Origin of the sequence: Streptomyces sp. Ag82_O1-12, from assembly GCF_900182715.1 — a bacterium.
Taxonomy (GTDB): domain Bacteria; phylum Actinomycetota; class Actinomycetes; order Streptomycetales; family Streptomycetaceae; genus Streptomyces; species Streptomyces massasporeus.
Window position 1 is genome coordinate 3,273,681 of sequence record NZ_FXUW01000001.1, and the last position, 20,668, is coordinate 3,294,348.

The following is a 20,668-nucleotide window of genomic DNA, read 5'->3' on the forward strand; positions in this document are numbered from 1 at the left end:
TATCGCCGGCGGCTACAGGTTGCCGCGGCGCTCCTGCTCGCGTTCGATCGCCTCGAACAGGGCCTTGAAGTTGCCCTTGCCGAAGCCCATCGAGCCGTGGCGCTCGATGATCTCGAAGAAGACGGTCGGACGGTCCTGGACCGGCTTGGTGAAGATCTGCAGCAGGTAGCCGTCCTCGTCGCGGTCGGCGAGGATCTTCAGTTCGCGCAGGGTGTCGATCGGGACGCGGGTCTCGCCGACCCACTCCCCCAGCGTGTCGTAGTAGGAGTCGGGCGTGTTGAGGAACTCGACGCCGGCCGCGCGCATCGTGCGGACCGTCTCGACGATGTCGCCCGTGTTGAGGGCGATGTGCTGCACGCCCGCGCCGCCGTAGAACTCCAGGTACTCGTCGATCTGGGACTTCTTCTTGGCGATGGCCGGCTCGTTGATCGGGAACTTGACCTTGAGCGTGCCGTCGGCGACGACCTTGGACATCAGCGCGCTGTACTCGGTGGCGATGTCGTCGCCCACGAACTCCTTCATGTTCGTGAAGCCCATGACCTTGTTGTAGAAGCCGACCCACTCGTTCATCTTGCCGAGCTCGACGTTGCCGACGCAGTGGTCGATCGCCTGGAAGGTGCGCTGCGCGGGCGGCTCGACCATCGGCTTGGCCGCGACGAAGCCGGGCAGGTACGGGCCGTCGTAGCCGGAGCGCTCGACGAGGGTGTGGCGGGTCTCGCCGTACGTGGCGATGGCGGCCAGCACGACCGTGCCGTGCTCGTCCTTCTGCTCGTACGGCTCGGCCACCGAGCGGGCGCCGTGCTCCAGGGCGTAGGCGTAGGCGGCGCGGGCGTCCGGGACCTCGATGGCGAGGTCGACGACACCGTCGCCGTGCTCGGCCACGTGCTTCGCGAGGAAGTGGCCCCAGTCGGTGGTGGGCTTGATGACCGAGGTGAGGACGAAGCGGGCGGAGCCGTTCTCCAGGACGTACGCGGCGGTCTCGCGGCTGCCGTTCTCCGGTCCGGAGTACGCGACGAGCTTCATGCCGAAGGCGGTGGAGTAATAGTGCGCCGCCTGCTTGGCGTTGCCCACGGCGAAGACGACCGCGTCCATTCCCTTGACCGGGAAGGGGTCGGCCTGCCGGGCGGTGTCGGGAGTGTGGTGTGTGGTCTGCGTCATAGCCGCAGGGTCTCCCCGCTCGGCAAGGTGCGCAATAGTTTGCGTTTCAGCTGGGCAATCTGTTCAGCAATACGGCCGTATCGTCGGCCTTTCTGTACAGGATGACCATGCCGGGAGGCTGCTGTGGCGATCGATCATCTGGACGGCCGGATCATCCTGCTGCTCGCCCGGGAGCCGCGGATCGGGGTGCTGGAGATGTCCCGGCGGCTGGGGGTGGCCCGGGGCACCGCGCAGGCACGGCTGGACCGGCTTCAGTCGAACGGAGTCATCCGCGGATTTGGTCCCGAGGTCGATCCGGCCGCGCTCGGCTACCCCGTCACGGCGTTCGCCACGCTGCAGATCCGGCAGGGCCAAGGACCCGACGTACGGGCGCACTTGGCGACCGTGCCGGAGGTGCTGGAGCTGCACACCACCACCGGCACCGGAGACATGATGTGCCGGCTCGTGGCCCGCTCCAACGCCGATCTCCAGCGTGTGATCGACCGGGTCGTCGGTTTTGATGGCATCGTCCGGGCCTCGACGGCGATCGTCATGGAGAACCCCGTTCCGCTGCGGATCATCCCGCTCGTGGAGCAGGCCGCGGAGGAGACCTGACGGGTAGGGGTGAGCGCGTGTGAACTTCTGGGAGTACCTGGTCAACCGGCACCAGCAGCTGCTCACGGACGCCTACCAGCACGCGAGCGCCGTCTTCCAGTGCATGGTCGTGGCGACCGTGCTCGGGGTGCTGATCGCCGTCGTCAGCTATCGCAGCGAGTGGGCCGCGAACCTCGCGACCACCACCACCGCCACGATCCTGACCGTGCCGGCGCTCGCCCTGATCGGTCTGCTCATCCCCATCGTGGGCCTCGGTGTGCCGCCCACGGTGGTCGCGCTGACGCTGTACGGGCTGCTGCCGGTGGTGCGCAACGCGATCGTCGGGCTGCGCGGGGTCGATCCGACGCTGGTGGACGCGGCCACGGGCATCGGGATGTCCCGGCCGGCCCGGCTGCTGCGGGTCGAGCTGCCGCTGGCCTGGCCGCCGATCCTCACCGGGATCCGGGTCTCCACCCAGATGCTGATGGGCATCGCGGCCATCGCGGCGTACGCCTCCGGCCCCGGGCTCGGCAACGTCATCTTCCGCGGCCTCGCCTCGCTGGGCAGCGCCAACGCGCTCAACCAGGTCCTCGCGGGCACGCTCGGCATCATCGTCCTGGCCCTGCTGTTCGACGCCGCGTACGTCCTGATCGGACGGCTGACCATTCCCAGGGGGATCCGTGCCTGAGACCGGTGACCACGGCGCCTCCATCGAGCTGGAGAGCCTGACCAAGCACTACCCCGGCAGTCCGCAGCCGGCCGTGGACAACGTGAGCATGGAGATCAAGGCGGGCGAGGTCGTCGTACTCGTCGGCCCGTCGGGTTGCGGCAAGTCGACCACGCTCAAGATGATCAACCGGCTGATCGAGCCGACCGGCGGCCGCATCCGCATCGGCGGCGAGGACGTCACCGACATGGACCCGGTCAAGCTGCGCCGCAAGGTCGGCTACGCCATTCAGTCCGCCGGGCTCTTCCCGCACATGACGGTCGCGCAGAACATCGGGATCGTCCCGAAGATGATCGGCTGGTCGAAGCCGCGGATCCGGGAGCGCACCGAGGAGCTCCTCGACCTGGTCGGCCTGGACGCCGCGGAGTTCCGCGGCCGCTACCCGCGCCAGCTCTCCGGCGGGCAGCAGCAGCGCGTGGGCGTGGCCCGGGCCCTGGCCGCCGATCCGCCGGTCCTGCTGATGGACGAGCCGTTCGGGGCGGTGGACCCGATCACCCGGGACCACCTCCAGGACGAGCTGATCCGCCTCCAGCACGAGCTGCACAAGACGATCGTCTTCGTCACCCACGACTTCGACGAGGCGATCAAGATCGGCGACCGGATCGCCGTGCTGCGCGAGCGGTCGCACATCGCGCAGTTCGACACCCCCGAGGCGATCCTCACCAACCCGGCCGACGAATTCGTGTCCGGCTTCGTCGGCGCCGGCGCGGCACTGAAGCGGCTGAACCTGACCCGCGTGCGGGACGTCGAGATCACCGAGTATCCGACGGTCACGGTCGACGACCCGCTCCAGCAGATCTTCAACCTGCTGCGGACCAGCGGCAGCAACGAGATCCTGCTGCTCGACCGGCGCCGCCGCCCCTACAAGTGGCTGCGGCGCGGCGATCTGATGCGGGCCCGGGGCTCGCTGGCCCGCGCCGGGACCCTGGTGAGCGACACGGTCACCCGGGACGCGACCCTGCGGGACGCGCTGGAGGCGGTCCTCACCGACAACGCGGGGCGGGTGGTGGTGACCGGGCGGCGCGGGGAGTACACGGGCGTCGTCGACATGGAGACCCTCATGAACTCCGTGCACGAGATGCTGGAGGCCGACCGGCTCGACGCGATGGAGCACCAGCACGAACTGGAGTCGCTGCGGGCCTCGCAGACGCATGCGGAGCAGGAGGGGGCTCAGGGCCCGGCGGGTGTGGGCGGTCCGGGAGGGGAGCGGTGACGGCCACGGGGGTCGGCGAGACCTCCGAGCCTCTGGAGGAGGCTGAGGCGCCCCCACCCGAGCGCCGGCCGTCCCGCCTCACCTGGCAGAAGCTGACGTTCCTGCCGGTGGCGCTGATCGTCGTGCTGCTCGCCACCTGGCTCTGGTTCCAGCAGGCCGACCTGGACGCGCTCACCCGCAACGCCCTGTCGGGCGGCCAGGTCACCAAGGCGCTGTGGCAGCACATCCAATTGACCGTGATCTCCACGTTCTTCGTGCTGATCATCGCGATCCCGCTGGGCATCCTGCTGACCCGCGGGGCGATGCGCCGGGCCACCCCGGTGGCGATGGCGTTCGCCAACATGGGTCAGGCGACCCCGGCGATCGGCCTGCTCGCCCTCCTGGTGATCTGGCTGGGCATCGGCCGCAGGGCCGCCCTGATCGGCATCATCGTCTACGCCATCCTGCCGGTGCTCTCCAACACGATCACGGGCCTGAAGGCGAACGACCCGACCCTGCTGGAGGCGGCCCGCGGCATCGGCATGTCCCCGTCGGGGGTGCTGACCCGGGTCGAACTCCCCCTCGCGGTCCCGCTGATCCTGGCGGGCGTGCGCACGGCCCTCGTCCTGAACGTCGGTACGGCGACCCTGGCGGTCTTCGGCGGGGGCGGCGGCCTCGGCGTGCTGATCACGACCGGCATCACCAACCAGCGGATGCCGGTGCTGGTGCTGGGGTCGATCCTCACGGTGGTGCTGGCGCTGCTGGTGGACTGGCTGGCGTCGCTCGCCGAACTGCTGCTGCGGCCGCGGGGGTTGCAGCCATGAGGCGGCGTGCGTACCTGGCGGCGGGCCTGTTGCTGGCGGCGGCCGGCTGCGGCCTGACCAGCGGCTCCCCGCTGACCGACGACGTGGAGCCGGGGTCGATCGGCCGGGGTGAGCCGCTGAAGGGCGCGCATCTGACGGTGACGTCGAAGTCGTTCACCGAGCAGCTGATCCTCGGCTCGATCATGGGCATCGCGTTCGAGGCGGCCGGGGCGGACGTGATCGACCGCACCGGCATCCAGGGTTCCATCGGCAGCCGCGAGGCGGTCCGCAAGGGCGACGCGGACGCCGGGTACGAGTACACGGGCACGGCCTGGATCACGTACCTCGGGCACAGCAAGCCGATCACCGACCCCCAGGAGCAATGGGAGGCGGTGAAGAAGGAGGACGCGGGCAACGGGCTGGTCTGGCTGCCGCCGTCGAAGCTCGACAACACGTACGCGCTGGCCATGAACCAGGAGAACGCGAAGAAGTACGGCACGAAGACGATGTCGGACGTGGCGAAGCTGGCGAAGTCCGACCCGGGGGCCGTGAAGCTGTGCGTGGAGGTCGAGTTCGCGAACCGGGCGGACGGACTGCCGGGCATGCAGAAGGCCTACGGCATGAACGTGCCGTCGCGGAACGTCACGCAGATGGACACCGGGATCATCTACACGCAGACCGCGAAGGGCAACTGCACGTACGGGGAGGTGTTCACCACCGACGGGCGGATCAAGTCCATGAACCTGGTGGTGATGGACGACGACAAGAAGTTCTTCCCCAACTACAACGTCGCGCCGATGATCAACGCGAAGTCCATGAAGGAGTGGCCGGCGATCGCGGAGGTCCTGAACCCGGTGACGGCGAAGCTGAACAACTCCGTCGCGCAGACCCTGAACGCGAAGGTGGACGTCGACGGGGAGGATCCCCACCAGGTGGCGCTGGACTGGCTGGTGCAGGAGGGGTTCGTCAAGGAGTGAGTTACAAAGAAGGCGTTGCAAAGGAGGCTTTGCAACGCTACCTTTGCATGGTGAGTGAGCCCGAGAACACACCGGTACGGCAACTCGACGCCCGATCCCTGCGGGGACTGGCGCACCCCCTGCGCATTCAGCTGCTGGACGCACTGCGTTTCGGCGGCCCGGCGACGGCCTCGCAACTGGCCCAGAAGCTGGGCGAGTCCAGCGGTGCCACCAGCTACCACCTGCGTCAACTGGCGGAGTACGGCTTCGTCGAGGACGCTCCGGAGCACGGCAAGGGCCGCGAACGCTGGTGGAAGGCGACCCACCACGGCATTCGCTTCGACGACTCCCTGCTCACCGACTCGGACCCGGTCGTCCGCGGAGCGGCGGACCTGTATCTGCACGAGGTCGCCACCACGCAGACCCGGGCCCTGTCGACCTGGCTGGGCAACCGCGAATCGTGGCCGGAGGAGTGGACCCGCTCCTGGGACATGAGCAGCGCGACCCTGAGCCTCACTCCCGAACTGACGCGGGAGCTCGTCGAGAAGATGCACGCGCTTGTCGAGACCTACCGCGACCGTGCTGCTGCCGAGGACACACCTGGTGTGGAGCAGGTCCGTATCCAGACACATGCCTTCCCGATCCGAACCGACTGAAAGGTTCGCCATGCACCCGGACATCCACCTCGCCCTGCACCACGCCCGCGCCGCCGAACTCCGCGCCGAGACCGAACCCCGTCCCGCACCCCGGCAGGACCTCCGTGCGCGGCTGGGCTGGACCCTCATAGAAGTCGGGCTGAAGCTCGCCACCCGGCCCGGGCCGGTCCCCGCACACTAGGCCTAGCAGCTGGGGACGGAGCCCTTCCCCGTCTCCAGGGCCACCAGTGAACTCACCGTGCTCTTCAGCGTGGTCACCGGAATCAGCCGCAGGCCCTTCGGCAGCTCGGCGCGGGCGTCGCCGCACTCCGCCTTGGGGACCAGGAACACCGTCGCCCCGTCACGCTTGGCGGCCTGGGTCTTGAGGGCGACGCCCCCCACCGCGCCGACCCGGCCGGCCGCGTCGATCGTGCCCGTACCGGCGATGACCCGGCCGCCGGTGAGGTCCCCGCCGGTGCCGTCGCCGTCCAGCTTGTCGATGATCCCCAGGGAGAAGAGCAGCCCCGCACTGGGCCCGCCCACGTCCGCGAGCTTCAGACTGACCTCGATGTCCTTGTCGTCGAGGTCGAGGTACCCCAGCGCGGCCTGCGTCGCCGCGTCCTGGGACTCCTTCATCTGCTTCTCGTTGTGCCGCTCGATCTCCTTGACGTTGTCCCCGCTCGGGTAGACGGAGTCGCGCGGCATGACCGCCTGGTCGGTGCGGAACCAGCTGTCGATGACGTCGGGCAGCGAGACCCGGGTGTCCGGGGAGGTCGCCTCGATGGTGGTCATCCGCAGCTGACCCCGGGTGTCCCGGACCGGCGCACCCGAGATGGTGATCACCTGCGTGCCCTTGTTCTCGCCCAGCACGTTCGCCGTCAGCCCGGGCTGCGCCACCGAGAACGGCAACGGCGCCAGCACCGCCGTCGCGAGCAGGGCCACGACGGGCAGGGCGCAGACGGCGATGGCCTGGGGGCGCGTGAGGCGAGAGAACACGGGATCAATCTAACGCGGGAGGAGGGCACGGCCGGGACCAGGGCGTCCGGGGCCCGCGCGGGGAGCCCGCCGGCCCTCAGCGCAGCGCCTCCGCGACCTCCCGGGCCGCGTCGACGACCCGTGGCCCCACCCGTTCCGGTACCGCCTCCGCCAGCATCACCACACCCACGCTGCCCTCGACGCCCGTCACGCCCAGCAGCGGCGCCGCCGCTCCCCAGGCGCCCGCCTCCAGCTCCCCGTGCGTCAGCATGTAGCCGGGGTCGGCCATCGGGTGCTGCCGGGCCGCGAGGATCGCCTTGCCGGCGGCGCCCCGGTCCAGGGGATGCCGGAACCCGGCCCGGTAGGCGACGTGATAGTCCGTCCAGGTCGGCTCCACGACGGCCACGGCCAGCGCGTCCGCCCCGTCGACCAGGGTCAGGTGCGCCGTCGCGCCGATGTCCTCGGCCAGTGACCGCAGCGCAGGCATCGCGGCCTCCCGTACGAGCGGGTGGACCTGCCGTCCCAGCCGCAGCACACCGAGCCCGACCCGGGCACGTCCGCCGAGGTCACGGCGTATGAGGGCGTGCTGCTCCAGCGTGGCGAGCAACCGGTACACGACGGTCCGGTTCACGCCCAGCCGGTGGGAGAGTTCGGTCACGGTCAGCCCGTGGTCCGTCTCGGCGAGCAGCTTGAGGACACGCAGTCCCCGGTCGAGCGTCTGGGAGGTCTCCGCGGTCACGACGCCCACTCCTTAGTGGTGAGGTCGGCGGCCCCCCGGTCGGCGGATGCGTCACCGAGTCCCGTCGGCAACGCGCTTCAGAGGCCGCCGATCGGCCGGCGGCCCGGCCTGTCCGGGCCGCGTCGCTTCACGGCTGCGCTCCGCGGCGGCGCTGCCACGGGGCGTGTGCGTAGCCGGACAGTAGCGAAGCAGGTTCGCTGAGCGGAAGGCTCCGTCCAGAATCCGGGCACGGCAGGGGGCGTACTGCTCGAATTTGCGGCGATATGCGCGCCCCGGCCGGGGCGCCGCGGGGCTGGGTCGACGTGCGGCTCCGCCGCGTGGGCGTGCCGACGCGCAGCCGGGAGCCCGCGCGGGGGTCGAGAGCGCGATCGACGACCTGCACCTCACCGACGATTCACCACGGACGTCACTTCATCCGCGTAGCCCACTCCTGCACCTTGGTGATCCGCTGCCGCAACTGCCCCGCCGTCGCCTCCGCCGCCGGAGGCCCTCCGCACACCCGCCGCAGCTCCGTGTGGATCACCCCGTGCGGCTTGCCGCTCTGGTGGACGTACGCGCCGACCATCGTGTTGAGCTGCCGCCGCAGCTCCATCATCTCCTTGTGCGAGACCACCGGCCGCCGCTCGGCGGGCATTTCGAGCAGGTCGGCCTCCTCGTCCGGCTTCTTGCGGCTGTGCGCGATCTGCCGGGCCTGCCGCTTCTGCAACAGCAGCTGCACCTGGTCGGGCTCGAGCAGTCCCGGGATGCCGAGGTAGTCCTGCTCCTCCTCGCTGCCCGGGTGGGCCTGCATGCCGAACTCGGCGCCGTTGTACATGACCCGGTCGAAGACGGCCTCGGACTCCAGCGCCTCGAAGGCGAACTGCTCCTGCTCGCCGGTGTCCTCGTCCTGCTCCCGGTTCGCCTCGTCCATCTCCTTCTCGGACTCGGCGTACGGGTCCTCCTCGCCCTGCTTCTTGGGCTTGTCGAGGACGTGGTCGCGCTCGCGCTCCATCTCGTTGGCGAAGGAGAGCAGGTCGGGCACGGTCGGCAGGAACACGGAGGCGGTCTCGCCGCGCCGCCGGGACCGCACGAAACGCCCGACGGCCTGCGCGAAGAAGAGGGGCGTCGAGATGGTGGTGGCGTACACCCCGACGGCCAGCCGCGGCACGTCGACACCCTCGGACACCATCCGCACCGCGACCATCCAGCGGTCGTTGTTGCCGCTGAACTCGTCGATGTTCTTGGACGCGCCGGCGTCGTCGGACAGCACGAGGGTGGCTTTGCTGCCGGTGATCTCGCGGATCAGCTTGGCGTAGGCGCGGGCGGAGTCCTGGTCCGCGGCGATGACGAGCGCACCGGCGTCCGGGATGGCCTTGCGCACCTCGGTCAGCCGCTGGTCGGCGGCCCGCAGCACGGACGGCATCCACTCGCCGCGCGGGTCCAGCGCGGTCCGCCAGGCCTGGCTGATGGCGTCCTTGGTCATGGGCTCGCCGAGCCGGGCGGCGATCTCGTCACCGGCCTTGGTGCGCCAGCGCATGTTGCCGCTGTAGGAGAGGAAGATGACGGGCCGCACGACGTTGTCCGCGAGGGCGTTGCCGTAGCCGTAGGTGTAGTCGGCGGCGGACCGCCGGATCCCGTCGTTCCCCTCCTCGTACGTCACGAAGGGGATGGGGTTGGTGTCGGACCGGAAGGGCGTACCGGTCAGGGCGAGCCGCCGGGTCGCGGGCTCGAAGGCCTCGAGGCAGGCCTCGCCCCAGGACTTGCTGTCACCGGCGTGGTGGATCTCGTCGAGGATGACAAGCGTCTTGCGCTGCTCCACGCGGTTGCGGTGCAGCATCGGCCGGACGCCGACACCGGCGTACGTCACGGCGACGCCCTGGTACTCCCGGCTGAGCGGCCCGGCGCTGTACTCCGGGTCGAGCTTGATCCCTATCCGCGCCGCGGCCTCGGCCCACTGCTTCTTCAGGTGCTCGGTCGGGGCGACGACGGTCACCTGCTGCACGACGTGGTGGTGCAGCATCCAGGAGGCCAGCGTCAGCGCGAAGGTCGTCTTGCCGGCGCCGGGGGTGGCGACCGCGAGGAAGTCCCGCGGCTGCTCCTGGATGTACTTCTCCATCGCGCCCTGCTGCCAGGCTCGCAGCTTGCTGGCGGTACCCCAGGGGGCGCGGCCGGGGAACGCCGGGGACAGGTGGTGCGAGGCAGAACTGGTGCCGGCGGTGGTAGTCACGGTCTCCGTTGGGGGTCGGGCGGCTCGTGCGAGGGAGCCTGACGGCTCGGCTACGTATGACAACCGGGCCACCCTACCGGCGCCCCGAGCCGGTCCACGCGCGGACCGGGCCGGGTCACCGGCGGGTGGGACCGACGTCACAGCCTCCGGGGCGCGACGGCGGGCTGCTCCACGGGGCTGCGGCGGCGGCTCTACCGGTCTACGACGGCGGCTCCGCCGGTCTACGACGGCTGCTCCACCGGTCTGCGGCGGCTGCTCCACCGGTCTACGACGGGCTGCTCTGCCGGTCTGCGGCGGCTGCTCTGCCGCTCTACGGCCGGTGTTCCCGCAGCCGGGTCGACACCCAGGCACCGACGAGGGCCACCGCCGCCATCGGCAGGAACACCGCGGTGAAGGCGGCCGGGTGGGAGCCGGAGGTGTGGGTGGCCGTGTGGGACACCGCGCCGCCGCCCAGCGCGGCGAAGGCGGCGCCGCCGGCGGAGAGCAGGACGACGTTGGAGAGGCCGTCGGAGATCTGGAGGGCGGCGGAGTTGGTGCCGGCCTCCTCGGGGGCGGAGAGCTTGAGCAGGAGCAGGCTCGTGGAGGAGATCACGAGCCCCATGCCGAAGCAGCCGAAGGCCCAGGCGACGGCCAGGGTCCAGACGGGCACGGACTCGATCAGCACGCTCGGCGCGGCGGCGACGGCCGCCGCCACCAGCAGCATCCCGACCGTGGTCAGCCGCTCCCGGTACGGCTCCACCCGCGACCGCGACTGCACCCAGGAGCCCAGCGCCCACGTACCCCCGCCCGCGGCGAGCGAGAACCCGGCCAGCGTCGGACTGAGCCCGCGCTGCGTGACGAGCATCAGCGGCACGAACGACTCCGCGGCGATGAAGGACCCGGCGGCGACGCCGCGCAGCAGCACGACGGACGGCAGCCCGCGCGCGGCCCGGTACGTGCCGCGCGGGAGCAGCCCGAGCACGGCCGGCACCAGCAGAGCCACGCCGACGGCGCCGGGCAGCAGCGAGAGCGGGCGCAGGTCCTGGGCGGCGTACTGGAGCAGCCCGGCACCGAGGGAGATGCCCAGGGCGAGCCGGATGCGCCGACGGTCGAAGGTGGCGGGCGGGTCGGCCGGTGGGGCAGACGGGTCGGCCGGTGGGGCGGGCCGGTCGGTCGTCCCCGCAGGGTCCGGCGTGACGGGCCGGTCGGTCGTCCCCGCAGGGTCCGGCATGACGGGCCGGTCGGCGACGGCGGTCCGTTCCGCGGGGACGGGGAGGTCGGCACCCCGCGCCGCGGCGGACTCGGCAGCGGTGTGCTGCGCCGGCCCGGACGCCCGGCGCCGTATCTGCGGCAGCGCGAGCGCGAGCGGGAAGACGACGAGCACGGGTATCCCCACGAACACCCACCGCCACCCCAACTGTTCGGTCACCGTGCCGGCGGCGAGCGGACCGACGATCGACGGGAGCACCCAGCTCGCGGCGAACGCGGCCATGATGGCGGGCCGCAACCGCTCCGGATAGACCCGCCCGACGACGACGTACAGCGCGACGATCACCAGCCCCCCGCCGAACCCCTGAACGGCCCGGCCCAGGATGAACACCCACATCGTCTGGGCGGTCCCCGACAGCAGCAGCCCGGCCCCGAAGGAAACGATGCCCGTCGTCAACGGGCCGAGGGGGCCGCGCCGGTCCGACCACTGACCGGAGAGCACCATCCCGAACAGACTGGTCGTGAAGTACCCGGAGAACGCGAACGCGTACAGGGAGACCCCGTCCAGTTCGCGTGCGGCGACGGGCATCGCCGTCCCCACGGCGGTCGCCTCGAAGGCGATGAGCAGCACGACGGAGACGATCCCGACGCTCAACGCCCGGTACGCCGCCCCCAGCACGCCCGCGTCCCGCTCGGCGACGGAGGGCAGGTCAGCGGCCTCCACGACATGGGCATCACGCGGCTTCGGGACGGTCATGCCCGCCAGCGTAAGGTCCACGCCCCACTTTGACCCCTGTCCGAAGACGGTCCTCCTCTAGGACCTTGGTCGTACACCCCTCTTCCCGGCCACCCCCTTCATGAACGGCACATGGCAGTCACGTTGCAGCCCACGCGATCCCCTTGAGCCCCACCCCACCCCCGGCCTACGGTCACTACACCGAGTTCGAACACGGCCGTGCGCCGACTGCTTCGTACTCGACCCGGCCGTGTGCCCGAGTGGTTCAGGGGCTCGCCTGCAAAGCGAGTTACGTGGGTTCGAATCCCGCCACGGCCTCCAGCATCAGCCCGCCGAGCAGAGACCGTCGTTCGGGCAGGACATGACCCGTGTCGACCCCTGTGACCAGCCTATTGCCCCTCTCGGCGATCTGCTCTGGGAGCGCGGCGCGGCCGGGCGCCGTCACCTCACGTCGGCCGGGCCCTCGCGGCGTGTTCGGAAACTCGTGCACAACCCCGAGCCCCTCTCAGCTGTCCAGGACATGACCGGTAGCCCACGCTCCGGTCGTCGTGCCTTTCGGGAACGACGAGGAAACCCCGACGAGGAGAAACACCGTGCGCCTCCGCCCCTCGGCAGCCGTCCTGGCCGCTGCCGTGATCGCCGTTGCCGGTCCCGCTGTCGCCGCGCCCGTCGCGCAGGCCGAGGAGGGTGGGCCCGAGTTGGTCGTGTCGGCGCTGCCGTCCGCGGCTCCCAAGCCGGGCGAGGTGTACGACAAGTCCGTCACCCTCACCAACAAGGGCACGGCCGCCGTGGACGGGATCACCTTCCGGGTGCGTCTGACGCGGGGGCTGGACTTCCCCGAGCAGGTGAAGGGCTGCACCTACTCGACCGTCAAGGACCAGGTCAGGCAGGCGGTGTGTGAGCTCGACACGGTCGTCGAGCCCGGTGCCTCGGTCACCACGCCCGTGCGGTTCAAGGCGCTGGACAAGGCCCTGATGGAAGCCGTCGAGTACGGCACGAGCGCGACCGGGGACGCCCCGGGCGAGGGCTTCGACGACAGTTACCGGCGGCTCACCCTGACCGCGGACAACACCGCCGATCTCGTCGCCGTCGGTCAGGAGATGGAGGCACTGGCCGGCGGAGAGCAGTCGGTCACGGCGACTCTGCGCAACGACGGCCCCGGCTGGGTGCAGAACCAGGAGAGCGACGACCTCCCCGCCCTGCTGGTGCAGATCCCGCCGGGCACCGTGGCGATCGGCGTGCCGAAGGACTGCGCGCCGTTCGGGATCGACGGGCCGAGCGGGCCGCAGGGGACGACGGGCAAGCCCAAGTACGTGTGCTGGCCGCAGGACGGGATCCTCGACGCCGGGCAGTCGGTGGAGTACACCATCACGCTGAAGATCAAGAAGTCCACGCAGGACACCGAGGGTGAGATCAAGGCGTCGTCCGTCTACGACATCGCGCCCAAGTACGACACGAACCGCGCCAACAACACGGCCACGATCGGCATCGACGTGCCGAGCGACTACGAGCCCGAGCCGAGCCCCTCGGACGGCGCCGACGGTGGCTCCGGCAACGGCGGGAACGGCAACGACCCCGAGGGCCAGGCCGCGGGCGGCACGGGCGCCACGGCTTCCCCGTCGGCCTCGGTTTCTACCGACACGACGACCGGCGGCTCCACCGGCACCACGACCGGCAGCACCACCGGCGGCAACCTCGCCACCACCGGCTCCGACGGCACCCCGCTCCTCGCCGGTGCCGCGGCCGCCGCCGCGGTGCTCGGTGGCGGTCTGGTCTTCGCCGTACGCCGCCGCAACGCCTCCAAGTCCGCCTGACGGCAGCCCTGTCAGAGCACCCCGCCGGCCTCGTCCTGGAACGCGTCCGTCCAGTAGTGGCGGACCGTTCTCCCGGCGCTCACGCCCGTCGGGTCCACCGTCGACAGGACCTGAAGCATCGTCATGGCCAACTGGTCGTAGGTGTCGGTCGTCAGTTCGTGGGACGACTGGGCGTCTATCGCGCGCTCGCGGTGCAGGAGCCAGAGGGTGAAGGCGAGGGTCGACACGTCCGTGTTGAGCGGGTACAGCGTCGCCTCGGGTTCGCTCCAGTTCAGGACCGCGCCCGTCGCGCCGTCGATGACCAGGCTGTTGTCCTCGACCAGGTGGCCGAGGCGGATCAGTCGATGGGCCCCCGCGGGGAGCACGGCCGGGGTGTCGGTGTCGGCGTGGTACTCGGCGAGCGTCGCCAGGGGCACGTCCGTGTCCAGGCAGAAGACATGGGCGTCCTCCGGCAGGCCCACCTCCCGCAGGAAGCGGCGGGTCGGTTCGTGCGTGAGGGTCGCGGGGAAGTCGACGTCCTCGAAGCGGACCGTCCTGCCGGGGCCGAACTCCTGGTCCAGGAGGCGGTGCGGGAGGTCCAGGGAGAGGCCGGACGCGCCGCCGCGGCCCGCCACCAGGGACAGGGGGCGGATCAGCGCCGCCATCTTCCAGAACGGGGCCGGTTCACCGTCCGCGCCGTCGCGGAACACCGCCAGCAGATGCTGGGACGCCTGCGCCACCGCCTTGGGGCCGTAGCGGCCGGCGTAGGAGGCGAACTGGCCGCGCAGACCGGCCAGTTCGTCCGTGGCCTCCGCGAAGCGGACCAGCGTCCGCAGGGACGGGGCCAGGGGGCGGCGGTCCATCAGGTCGGGGCGGTCGTGCAGGACATACGTCGTCGAGATCTCGCCCGTCGCGCCGTCCAGCAGGACCGACTCCGTCTCCAGGCCACCAGGGCCCAGCAGTCCGCCTATCACGAGCTGTTCGCGCAGTTCCCCGGAGAGACGGTCGTCCGGGTCGCCGGTCGAGTCGGCGACCGTGCGCAGGCCTTCGCGGCTGAGCTCGGCGAAGCTCAGCACGCCGCTGTCGCAGGGCAGTCCGGGGCCGGTCAGCCAGTGCCGCGTGGACGCGTGCGTCACCCACGGGTCCAGCTCGGACTCGGTCAGGGTGATCACCGCGGAACCGGTATCGGTCGTACTCATGGGCTCCCCCGCATGTGCTTGCTCACCGTCCCCTGGCGGAGCACGGCGGACCGCCCGGCGAAGCCCGGCAGCCGTTCCCCACTGCCCAGAACAGTACGCGCCACCACTGACAACGCCCCGGACCGGCGACGCGCGCCCGGCGACCGCGCCGCGTCACCTCACAAGACGCTCGGAGCACCCCCGCGCGTTCCCTTTCCCCGGAATCGCATCGACTTCCGCCGAAGCGGACCGAGTTCCGCCGAATCACATCGGCTTCCGGGGAATCGCCTCAGCCCCGTTCCGTCACCACCGCTGCCTGGGGGCGGATCGGGAGGCGGTTCACGGGACGGCCCGTCGCGGCGCGGACGGCGGACGCGACGGCCGCCGGGGACGCTACGACCGGCACCGCGCTGACCGCCTTGGCCCCGAAGGGGGCGACCACGTCGCGCTCCTCGACCAGCCGGACGATGCGGATGTCGGGCGCGTCGAGGGCGGTCGGGAGGGCGTAACCGGTCAGGTCGGGGTGGCGGACGATGCCGCGCGGCGTGCGGAGGTTCTCCGTGAGGGCGATGCCGACGCCCTGCGTCACGCCCCCCTCGATCCGGGCGGCGAGCTGGGTGGGGTTCAGGACGCGGCCCACGTCCTGGGCGACGGCCAGTTCCACGACCCGTACGGAACCGATCTCGATGTCCACGTCCACCACCGCGCGGATGGCGCAGAAGGCCATGCCCACGAACGCGTCGCCCTGGCCGGTCTCGTTCAGCGGCTCGGTCGGGTGCGGGCGGCACTGGGCGGTGGCCCACAGTTCCTTGCCGTCCAGCGCCTCGGTGACGGTCGTGGAGAGGACCCCGTCGTACGACGTGATCTTGCCGTCGGTGATCTGGAGCAGCTCCGTCGACATGCCGAACTTGTGGGCGAGCGGCTGGAGGAGCTGCGTGCGGACCATCTTCGCCGCGCGCTCCACCGCCCCGCCCGAGACCCAGGTGTGGCGGCCGCGGCAGCCCGCGCCGGCCGGGGGCTGGTCGGTGTCGACCGGCGCCACGTGCACCTCGTCGATGCCGAGCGTCTCCTGGACGATCTGCCGGGCCAGCGTCGTGAAGCCCTGGCCGGTCTCGACGGCCGCGCACAAGACCGTCGCGACACCGTCGTGGACCTTCACGGTCGCCGTGGAGACCTCGTCCGCGCCCTCCGCGCCGAGCATGTGCACCATGCCCACGCCGTAGCCCACGCCCCGGCGCACGGCGCCCGGTTCGCCCGCGCCCTCGGGTCCGCCGGGCAGCAGCCACTCGTCCTCGGACGTGTCCTTGGGCAGCGGCGGCAGCGCGAAGTCCCGGACTGCCTGGAGGAGTTCGGCGACCGGAGCCGGGCAGGTCACGGTCTGGCCGGTCGGCAGCACGTCGCCGGTCGCCAGCGCGTTGCGCAGCCGCACTTCCGCCGGGTCGATGCCGAGCTTCTTGGCGATCTTGTCCATCTGCGCCTCGTAGGCGGCGCAGACCTGCATGGCGCCTTCGCCGCGTACGTGGCCGGAGGGGGGGTTGTTGGTGCGTACGGCCCAGCCCTCGATGAAGGCGTTCGGGACGACGTAGGGGCCGCAGGCGAAGGCGACGGCGGCGGCCAGGGCCTCGGAGGAGGTGTCGGCGTAGGCGCCCGCGTCGAGCAGGATCTGCGCCTCGACCTTGACGAGTCTGCCCTCGCCGTCGGCGTGGTGGCGGTAGCGCAGCAGGGTCGGGTGCCGGTGGACGTGGCCGAGGAAGGACTCCTCGCGCGTGGCGGTGAGCTTCACCGGGCAGCCGGTGCGCAGCGCGAGCAGGCCGAGCGGGAGCTGGAAGCCCTGGTCCTCGCGGTCGGCGGTGGCGCCGGGGACGCCGGTCACCACGACCTTGACGCGCTCGGGTTCCAGGCCGAACGCGGCGGCGGCCGCGTCGCGGTCGGCGTGCGGGTCGGTGGAGGCGAGGTACAGCTCCACCCCGCCGTCCGGGCGCGGCACGGCCAGGCCGGCCTCGGCGCCGATGGGCGCGGGGTCCTGCCGCCCGATGCGGTACAGGCCCTCGACGACGATCTCGCCGGCCGCCTCCGGGTCGCCGTGGCGCAGCGGGATGTGCCGGATCAGGTTGCCGTCGGGGTGCAGCGGCTCCGCCTCGAAGGCCTGCTCCGGGTCGGTGACCGGGTCCAGCACCTCGTACTCGACGATGACGGCGGCGGCCGCCATGCGCGCGGTGTCGGGGTGGTCGGCGGCGACGGCGGCGATGGGCTCGCCGTGGTGGCGCACGACCTCGGAGGCGAAGACGGGGCGGTCGGCCGTGCCGCGGCCGTGCAACGGGCGGCCGGGGATGTCCTCGTGGGTGACGACGGCGCGGACGCCGGGCATCTCGCGCGCGTGGGTGGTGTCGACGGACAGGATGCGCGCGTGCGGGTGCGGTGAGCGCAGCACGGCCGCCCACAGCAGGCCCTCGGCCCACAGGTCGGCGGCGTACGGGAAGGTGCCCTCCGTCTTGGCGCGGGCGTCGGCGGGCGGGAGCGACGCGCCGATGCCGTGCGGAAGCGGTTCGGGGGCGGGCGCGGCCTCCGCGGCCTGGGCGGTGGCTGCTTCGTTGCTCACGCGGGGCCTCCGTCCTGGCCGTAGGGCTGGTCGTGCGCTTCTGGGGAGTGCGGTTCGGGGGTGCGCGGTTGCGGGGGCGCTCCGAAGGCCGACGCGTTCACGCCACCGGCGCCCGGGCCCGCCTGGTGCGGGATGCGGGGTTCGCCGGAGTCGCCGTCGGCGGGCGCGGAGTGTGCCTCGCGTTCGGCGACGACGTCCTTGACGGCGTCCACCACGCCCCGGTAGCCGGAGCAGCGGCACAGGTTGCCGCACAGTGCCTGGCGGGTCTCCAGCTCGGTGGGCGCCGGGTTGCCCTCCAGCAGGTCGTGCACGGTCATCGCCATGCCGGGGACGCAGAAGCCGCACTGGACGGCGCCGCAGCGCGCGAGCGCCCGCTGCACGTCCGACGGCTGTCCGTCCTCGGCCAGGCCCTCGACGGTACGGACCTCACTGCCGGCGGCGGTCACGGCCGGGACGAGGCAGGACGCCACGAGCCGCCCGTCGACCTGGACGTTGCACGCGCCGCACTCGCCCTGCGAGCAGCCGTCCTTGGCGCCCGCGAGGCCGAGCCGCTCGCGCAGCACGTACAGCAGGGACTCGCCGATCCACGCGTCGCCGACGGGTCGGTCGGTGCCGTTGACGCGCAGGACGTAGGAGGCGAGGGGGTGTTCCTCCTGGGGGGCCGCGGGGGGTGCGTCGTGGGGGGCGGCCGCGGACGGGGTGGTCGCGGCGGTCGCCGGGTCCTGGTCCGGGTCCTCGGCCGGGGGCTCCCCGTCGACGGTCTCCGGGCCGGTGCCGGTGTCGGTCTCCGCGTCCGCGTCCGCGAGGTCCGGGAGGGGCCCGGCAGCGGGCTCGGAGGGGCCGTCGGCGGCCTCTGGGGCCCCTGGAGTGTCCTCGGGGGACTCGGAGGGCTCACCGGCCTCACCGAGGCCGGGAGCGGCCTGTGAGGCGTCCTGGGCGTCCTGGGCGTCCTGCGGAGGCGCGTCGGAATCCGGGTGCGCCTCGGGCACGGGCTCCCCGGAGAACCCGTCCTGGGCCTCCCTGTACGGCTGTCCGGGCGCGTGACCGGCGGGACCGGCCCCCTCCGGCCCGTGGTCGGCGAAGTCCGGCTGCTCGGGCCCGTGCTCGGCGAAGTGGGACGGCTCGGCCCCGTGGTCGGCGAAACGGGACGGATCCTCCGGGTGACCGGCCTCCCCGGGCTCCCCCGGCGCGTACGCGGCGCTCGACGGCGGCTGCGGCGCGTGGCCGTCGCCCGGTGTCTCCGGCCCATGGTCGGCGTTTCCGAGGGACTCCGGCCCGTGGCCGAACTCCCCGGGCTGATGCGCGTGACCGTGACCGGTGTCCTCGTGGGCGCCCGGCGCGTGAACGTCCTGCGGGTGGCGCCCGGGCCCGGCCTCCGGGCCCGCCTCCTGCGGCAGCGGCCCGGCGGCCTGCTGCTCCGGCGCGTATCCGGACTCCGGGGCGTATCCGGACTCCGGCGCGTATCCGGACTCCGGGGCGTAACCGGTAACGGAGGCGGCGTCGCCCTGCTCGTGACCGTGCTCGTGGGGGAAGCCCGGCCCGGCCTCCTCCTGCCCCGCCGTGTCCTGCGGGTCCTGCGGGTCCTGCCCCCACGGCCGGCCGGTGGCCTGCGTCGCCCAGGGCGCGGGCGCGCCGCCGGGCAGCGTGGCCGGCGGGGTGCCGCCCCACTGCTCGACCAGTGAGGAGGTGGTGAACTCGCCCGACTCGTCCGGAAGGTCGCCCCCGGCGACGGGGATGGACCACTGCCCGGTCACGTCATGGCCGGGCGCGCCTTCGGCGGCCGCGGTCTCCTCGAAGGTCCACTGCCCGGTCGCCCCGGGGTTGTACGTGAACCGGTCGTCGCCGCCGTGCGACGGTGCCGTCGCGTCGGGGCCGTAGGGCGTGCCGGGGGCGTAGGGCGTGCCCGGGGCGTAGGGCGTGCCGGCGTCGTAGGGCGCGTCGGTGCCGCCGTAGGACTGCTCGGGCACGTCGTGGCCCTGCTGGTGGTGCGCGCCGTGCTCATGGCCGTGCTGCCGGTGCCCGGCGTTCGGGTCGTGCCACTGCGCCCCGTCGACCGGCGCGCCCGGCACCGGCCACGCGCCCGTGGCGGCCGGGTCGGTTCCGGCGGTCGTCGCGGGGTTGACCGTTATCTGCGGCGGTACGTACCCGTGTCCGGGCGCGGCCAGGGGGCTGTCGGCGGCCAGCAGGGCGTCGACGCCTCCCTCGGGGAGTTCGACGAAGGCGGTGGCGCCGTCGTCGTACTCGCCCTGGGGCAGCGGGTCCCAGCGGCTGCCGCCCCGGGGCGTGCCCTCTCCGTACTGGTCGTCGCTCACGACAGCGCCCTCCCCAGTGCTCGTCGGGCCAGCGCGGCGACGGTGCGCCGCAGGTGCAGTACGGCGGGCGGAAGCTGTGCGACCGAGCCGTCCTCGGCCGGCGCCGCGTCGGGGATGCAGGCCGCGGCGACGTACTCGCCGAAGGCGCTCAGCGCCTCGGGGACGAGCGCGCGGTTGTTGTCCCAGTCGATGAGGCCGGCGACCCACTGCTCGGCGTCCAGGGGCCGCAGCGGCATCGGCGCTATGGCGCCCACCGCGCAGCGCACGCCCCGGCGCGCGGGGTCCAGGACCAGGGCCACGGACGCCACGGCGCGCCCCGGGCCGGTCCGGCCGGTCGCCTTGAGGAAGACCTGCGGGGCGTGCAGCAGCGGCACGCGCACGAAGCCGATGAGTTCGCCGGCGCGGAGCATGTCCATCCCGGCCAGCAGGTGCGACACGGGGATCTCCCGGCGGGCTCCGCCCGGGCCCGCGACGATCAGTGTCGCCTCCAGGGCGGCCAGCACCGGCAGCGCGTCCCCGGTGGGGGCGGCCGAGGCGATGTTGCCGCCCAGGGTGCCCGCGTTGCGGATGTGCGGCGGGCCGGCCGCGCGGGCGGCGGCGGCGAGCGCCGGGATCAGGGCCGCGAAGTCGGGGCGGCCCATGCGCGCGTGCGTGAGGCCCGCGCCGAGCAGCGCGTGACCGTCCAGGTACTGCCAGCCCCGGATCTCGCTGATCCGGCCGAGCCCCACCAGGGCGGCGGGCCTGAGCTGCCCGGAGTTGACGGCGGCCATCAGGTCGGTGCCGCCCGCGACGGGTACGGCGGCGGGCACGGCGGTGAGCGCCGCGACGGCCTCGTCCAGCGTCGTGGGCAGCGTGACGGCCTGCGCCGCCTGCGGTGCGTGCGTGGTCAAACCGGCTG

At 72.4% G+C, this 20,668-nt stretch carries 17 protein-coding genes and 1 tRNA gene; 9 read left to right on the forward strand and 9 right to left on the reverse strand.

The window, feature by feature from the left end:
- Nucleotides 1-12: 12 nt before the first annotated feature.
- Entirely contained in the window at nucleotides 13-1,158 is a 1,146-nt protein-coding gene (gene hppD, locus QOL88_RS15010; protein ID WP_097216920.1) for a 4-hydroxyphenylpyruvate dioxygenase, read from the reverse strand.
- A 123-nt stretch (nucleotides 1,159-1,281) separates the two neighbouring features.
- On the opposite strand from hppD, the gene QOL88_RS15015 reads away from it, so the two are divergent.
- From QOL88_RS15015 to QOL88_RS15045, 7 genes are read left to right on the forward strand one after another with little or no spacing between them, the layout of a single operon-like run.
- Complete coding sequence (locus QOL88_RS15015) at nucleotides 1,282-1,752, forward strand: Lrp/AsnC family transcriptional regulator (RefSeq protein ID WP_030837783.1); 471 nt, start codon at nucleotides 1,282-1,284, stop codon at nucleotides 1,750-1,752.
- Between the two features lie 19 nt (nucleotides 1,753-1,771).
- Nucleotides 1,772-2,419, forward strand: a complete 648-nt coding sequence (locus QOL88_RS15020) for an ABC transporter permease (RefSeq protein ID WP_097216921.1) — start codon at nucleotides 1,772-1,774, stop codon at nucleotides 2,417-2,419.
- Nucleotides 2,412-3,671 carry a betaine/proline/choline family ABC transporter ATP-binding protein gene (locus tag QOL88_RS15025; protein WP_097216922.1) on the forward strand — a complete coding sequence of 420 codons (1,260 nt, stop codon included), beginning with the start codon at nucleotides 2,412-2,414 and terminating at the stop codon, nucleotides 3,669-3,671. The genes QOL88_RS15020 and QOL88_RS15025 overlap by 8 nt, the downstream gene beginning before the upstream one ends.
- Entirely contained in the window at nucleotides 3,668-4,474 is an 807-nt protein-coding gene (locus tag QOL88_RS15030) for an ABC transporter permease (RefSeq protein WP_097216923.1), read from the forward strand. The genes QOL88_RS15025 and QOL88_RS15030 overlap by 4 nt, the downstream gene beginning before the upstream one ends.
- Nucleotides 4,471-5,430, forward strand: coding sequence for a glycine betaine ABC transporter substrate-binding protein (locus tag QOL88_RS15035; protein WP_097216924.1), 960 nt, complete (start codon nucleotides 4,471-4,473; stop codon nucleotides 5,428-5,430). Before QOL88_RS15030 ends, QOL88_RS15035 begins: the two co-directional genes overlap by 4 nt.
- 47 nt (nucleotides 5,431-5,477) lie before the next feature.
- On the forward strand, nucleotides 5,478-6,065 hold the full coding sequence (locus QOL88_RS15040; RefSeq protein WP_179878868.1) for an ArsR/SmtB family transcription factor: 588 nt from the start codon (nucleotides 5,478-5,480) through the stop codon (nucleotides 6,063-6,065).
- A gap of 10 nt (nucleotides 6,066-6,075) precedes the next feature.
- A complete protein-coding gene (locus tag QOL88_RS15045; RefSeq protein WP_179878869.1) occupies nucleotides 6,076-6,246 on the forward strand; it encodes a hypothetical protein in 171 nt (56 codons plus the stop codon).
- Between the two features lie 2 nt (nucleotides 6,247-6,248).
- Here QOL88_RS15045 and QOL88_RS15050 read toward each other — a convergent pair whose 3' ends face one another.
- From QOL88_RS15050 to QOL88_RS15065, 4 genes are all read right to left on the reverse strand, one after another.
- The gene (locus QOL88_RS15050; RefSeq protein ID WP_097216925.1) at nucleotides 6,249-7,040 is read right to left on the reverse strand and encodes a S16 family serine protease; all 792 of its coding nucleotides are present in this window, start codon (nucleotides 7,038-7,040) and stop codon (nucleotides 6,249-6,251) included.
- A 76-nt stretch (nucleotides 7,041-7,116) separates the two neighbouring features.
- Entirely contained in the window at nucleotides 7,117-7,758 is a 642-nt protein-coding gene (locus QOL88_RS15055) for an IclR family transcriptional regulator (protein ID WP_097216926.1), read from the reverse strand.
- A gap of 406 nt (nucleotides 7,759-8,164) precedes the next feature.
- Nucleotides 8,165-9,964: a DEAD/DEAH box helicase gene (locus tag QOL88_RS15060; protein ID WP_097216927.1), complete on the reverse strand. Its 1,800-nt coding sequence runs from the start codon at nucleotides 9,962-9,964 to the stop codon at nucleotides 8,165-8,167.
- A 310-nt stretch (nucleotides 9,965-10,274) separates the two neighbouring features.
- A complete protein-coding gene (locus tag QOL88_RS15065; RefSeq protein ID WP_097223004.1) occupies nucleotides 10,275-11,909 on the reverse strand; it encodes an MFS transporter in 1,635 nt (544 codons plus the stop codon).
- 225 nt (nucleotides 11,910-12,134) lie between these two features.
- Here QOL88_RS15065 and QOL88_RS15070 point away from each other — a divergent pair.
- Nucleotides 12,135-12,209 (forward strand) — tRNA-Cys (locus QOL88_RS15070).
- A gap of 272 nt (nucleotides 12,210-12,481) precedes the next feature.
- Nucleotides 12,482-13,702: an LPXTG cell wall anchor domain-containing protein gene (locus QOL88_RS15075; RefSeq protein ID WP_097216928.1), complete on the forward strand. Its 1,221-nt coding sequence runs from the start codon at nucleotides 12,482-12,484 to the stop codon at nucleotides 13,700-13,702.
- 11 nt (nucleotides 13,703-13,713) lie between these two features.
- On the opposite strand, the gene QOL88_RS15080 is transcribed toward QOL88_RS15075, so the two are convergent.
- From QOL88_RS15080 to QOL88_RS15095, 4 genes are all read right to left on the reverse strand, one after another.
- Nucleotides 13,714-14,880 (reverse strand): SUKH-4 family immunity protein, encoded by a 1,167-nt coding sequence (locus tag QOL88_RS15080; protein WP_097216929.1) that lies wholly within the window; start codon nucleotides 14,878-14,880, stop codon nucleotides 13,714-13,716.
- A 268-nt stretch (nucleotides 14,881-15,148) separates the two neighbouring features.
- Nucleotides 15,149-17,458, reverse strand: coding sequence for a xanthine dehydrogenase family protein molybdopterin-binding subunit (locus QOL88_RS15085; protein ID WP_097216930.1), 2,310 nt, complete (start codon nucleotides 17,456-17,458; stop codon nucleotides 15,149-15,151).
- A complete protein-coding gene (locus tag QOL88_RS15090) occupies nucleotides 17,455-19,770 on the reverse strand; it encodes a 2Fe-2S iron-sulfur cluster-binding protein (protein ID WP_097216931.1) in 2,316 nt (771 codons plus the stop codon). The genes QOL88_RS15085 and QOL88_RS15090 overlap by 4 nt, the downstream gene beginning before the upstream one ends.
- A complete protein-coding gene (locus tag QOL88_RS15095; protein ID WP_097216932.1) occupies nucleotides 19,767-20,660 on the reverse strand; it encodes an FAD binding domain-containing protein in 894 nt (297 codons plus the stop codon). The genes QOL88_RS15090 and QOL88_RS15095 overlap by 4 nt, the downstream gene beginning before the upstream one ends.
- Nucleotides 20,661-20,668: the final 8 nt, after the last annotated feature.

Bases quoted from the DNA above. Each gene is read 5' to 3' on its own strand.
- hppD (WP_097216920.1), bottom strand. From the start codon at position 1,158: ATGACGCAGACCACACACCACACTCCCGACACCGCCCGGCAGGCCGAC.
- QOL88_RS15035 (WP_097216924.1), top strand. From the start codon at position 4,471: ATGAGGCGGCGTGCGTACCTGGCGGCGGGCCTGTTGCTGGCGGCGGCC.
- QOL88_RS15040 (WP_179878868.1), top strand. From the start codon at position 5,478: ATGGTGAGTGAGCCCGAGAACACACCGGTACGGCAACTCGACGCCCGA.
- QOL88_RS15045 (WP_179878869.1), top strand. From the start codon at position 6,076: ATGCACCCGGACATCCACCTCGCCCTGCACCACGCCCGCGCCGCCGAA.
- QOL88_RS15065 (WP_097223004.1), bottom strand. From the start codon at position 11,909: ATGACCGTCCCGAAGCCGCGTGATGCCCATGTCGTGGAGGCCGCTGAC.
- QOL88_RS15080 (WP_097216929.1), bottom strand. From the start codon at position 14,880: ATGAGTACGACCGATACCGGTTCCGCGGTGATCACCCTGACCGAGTCC.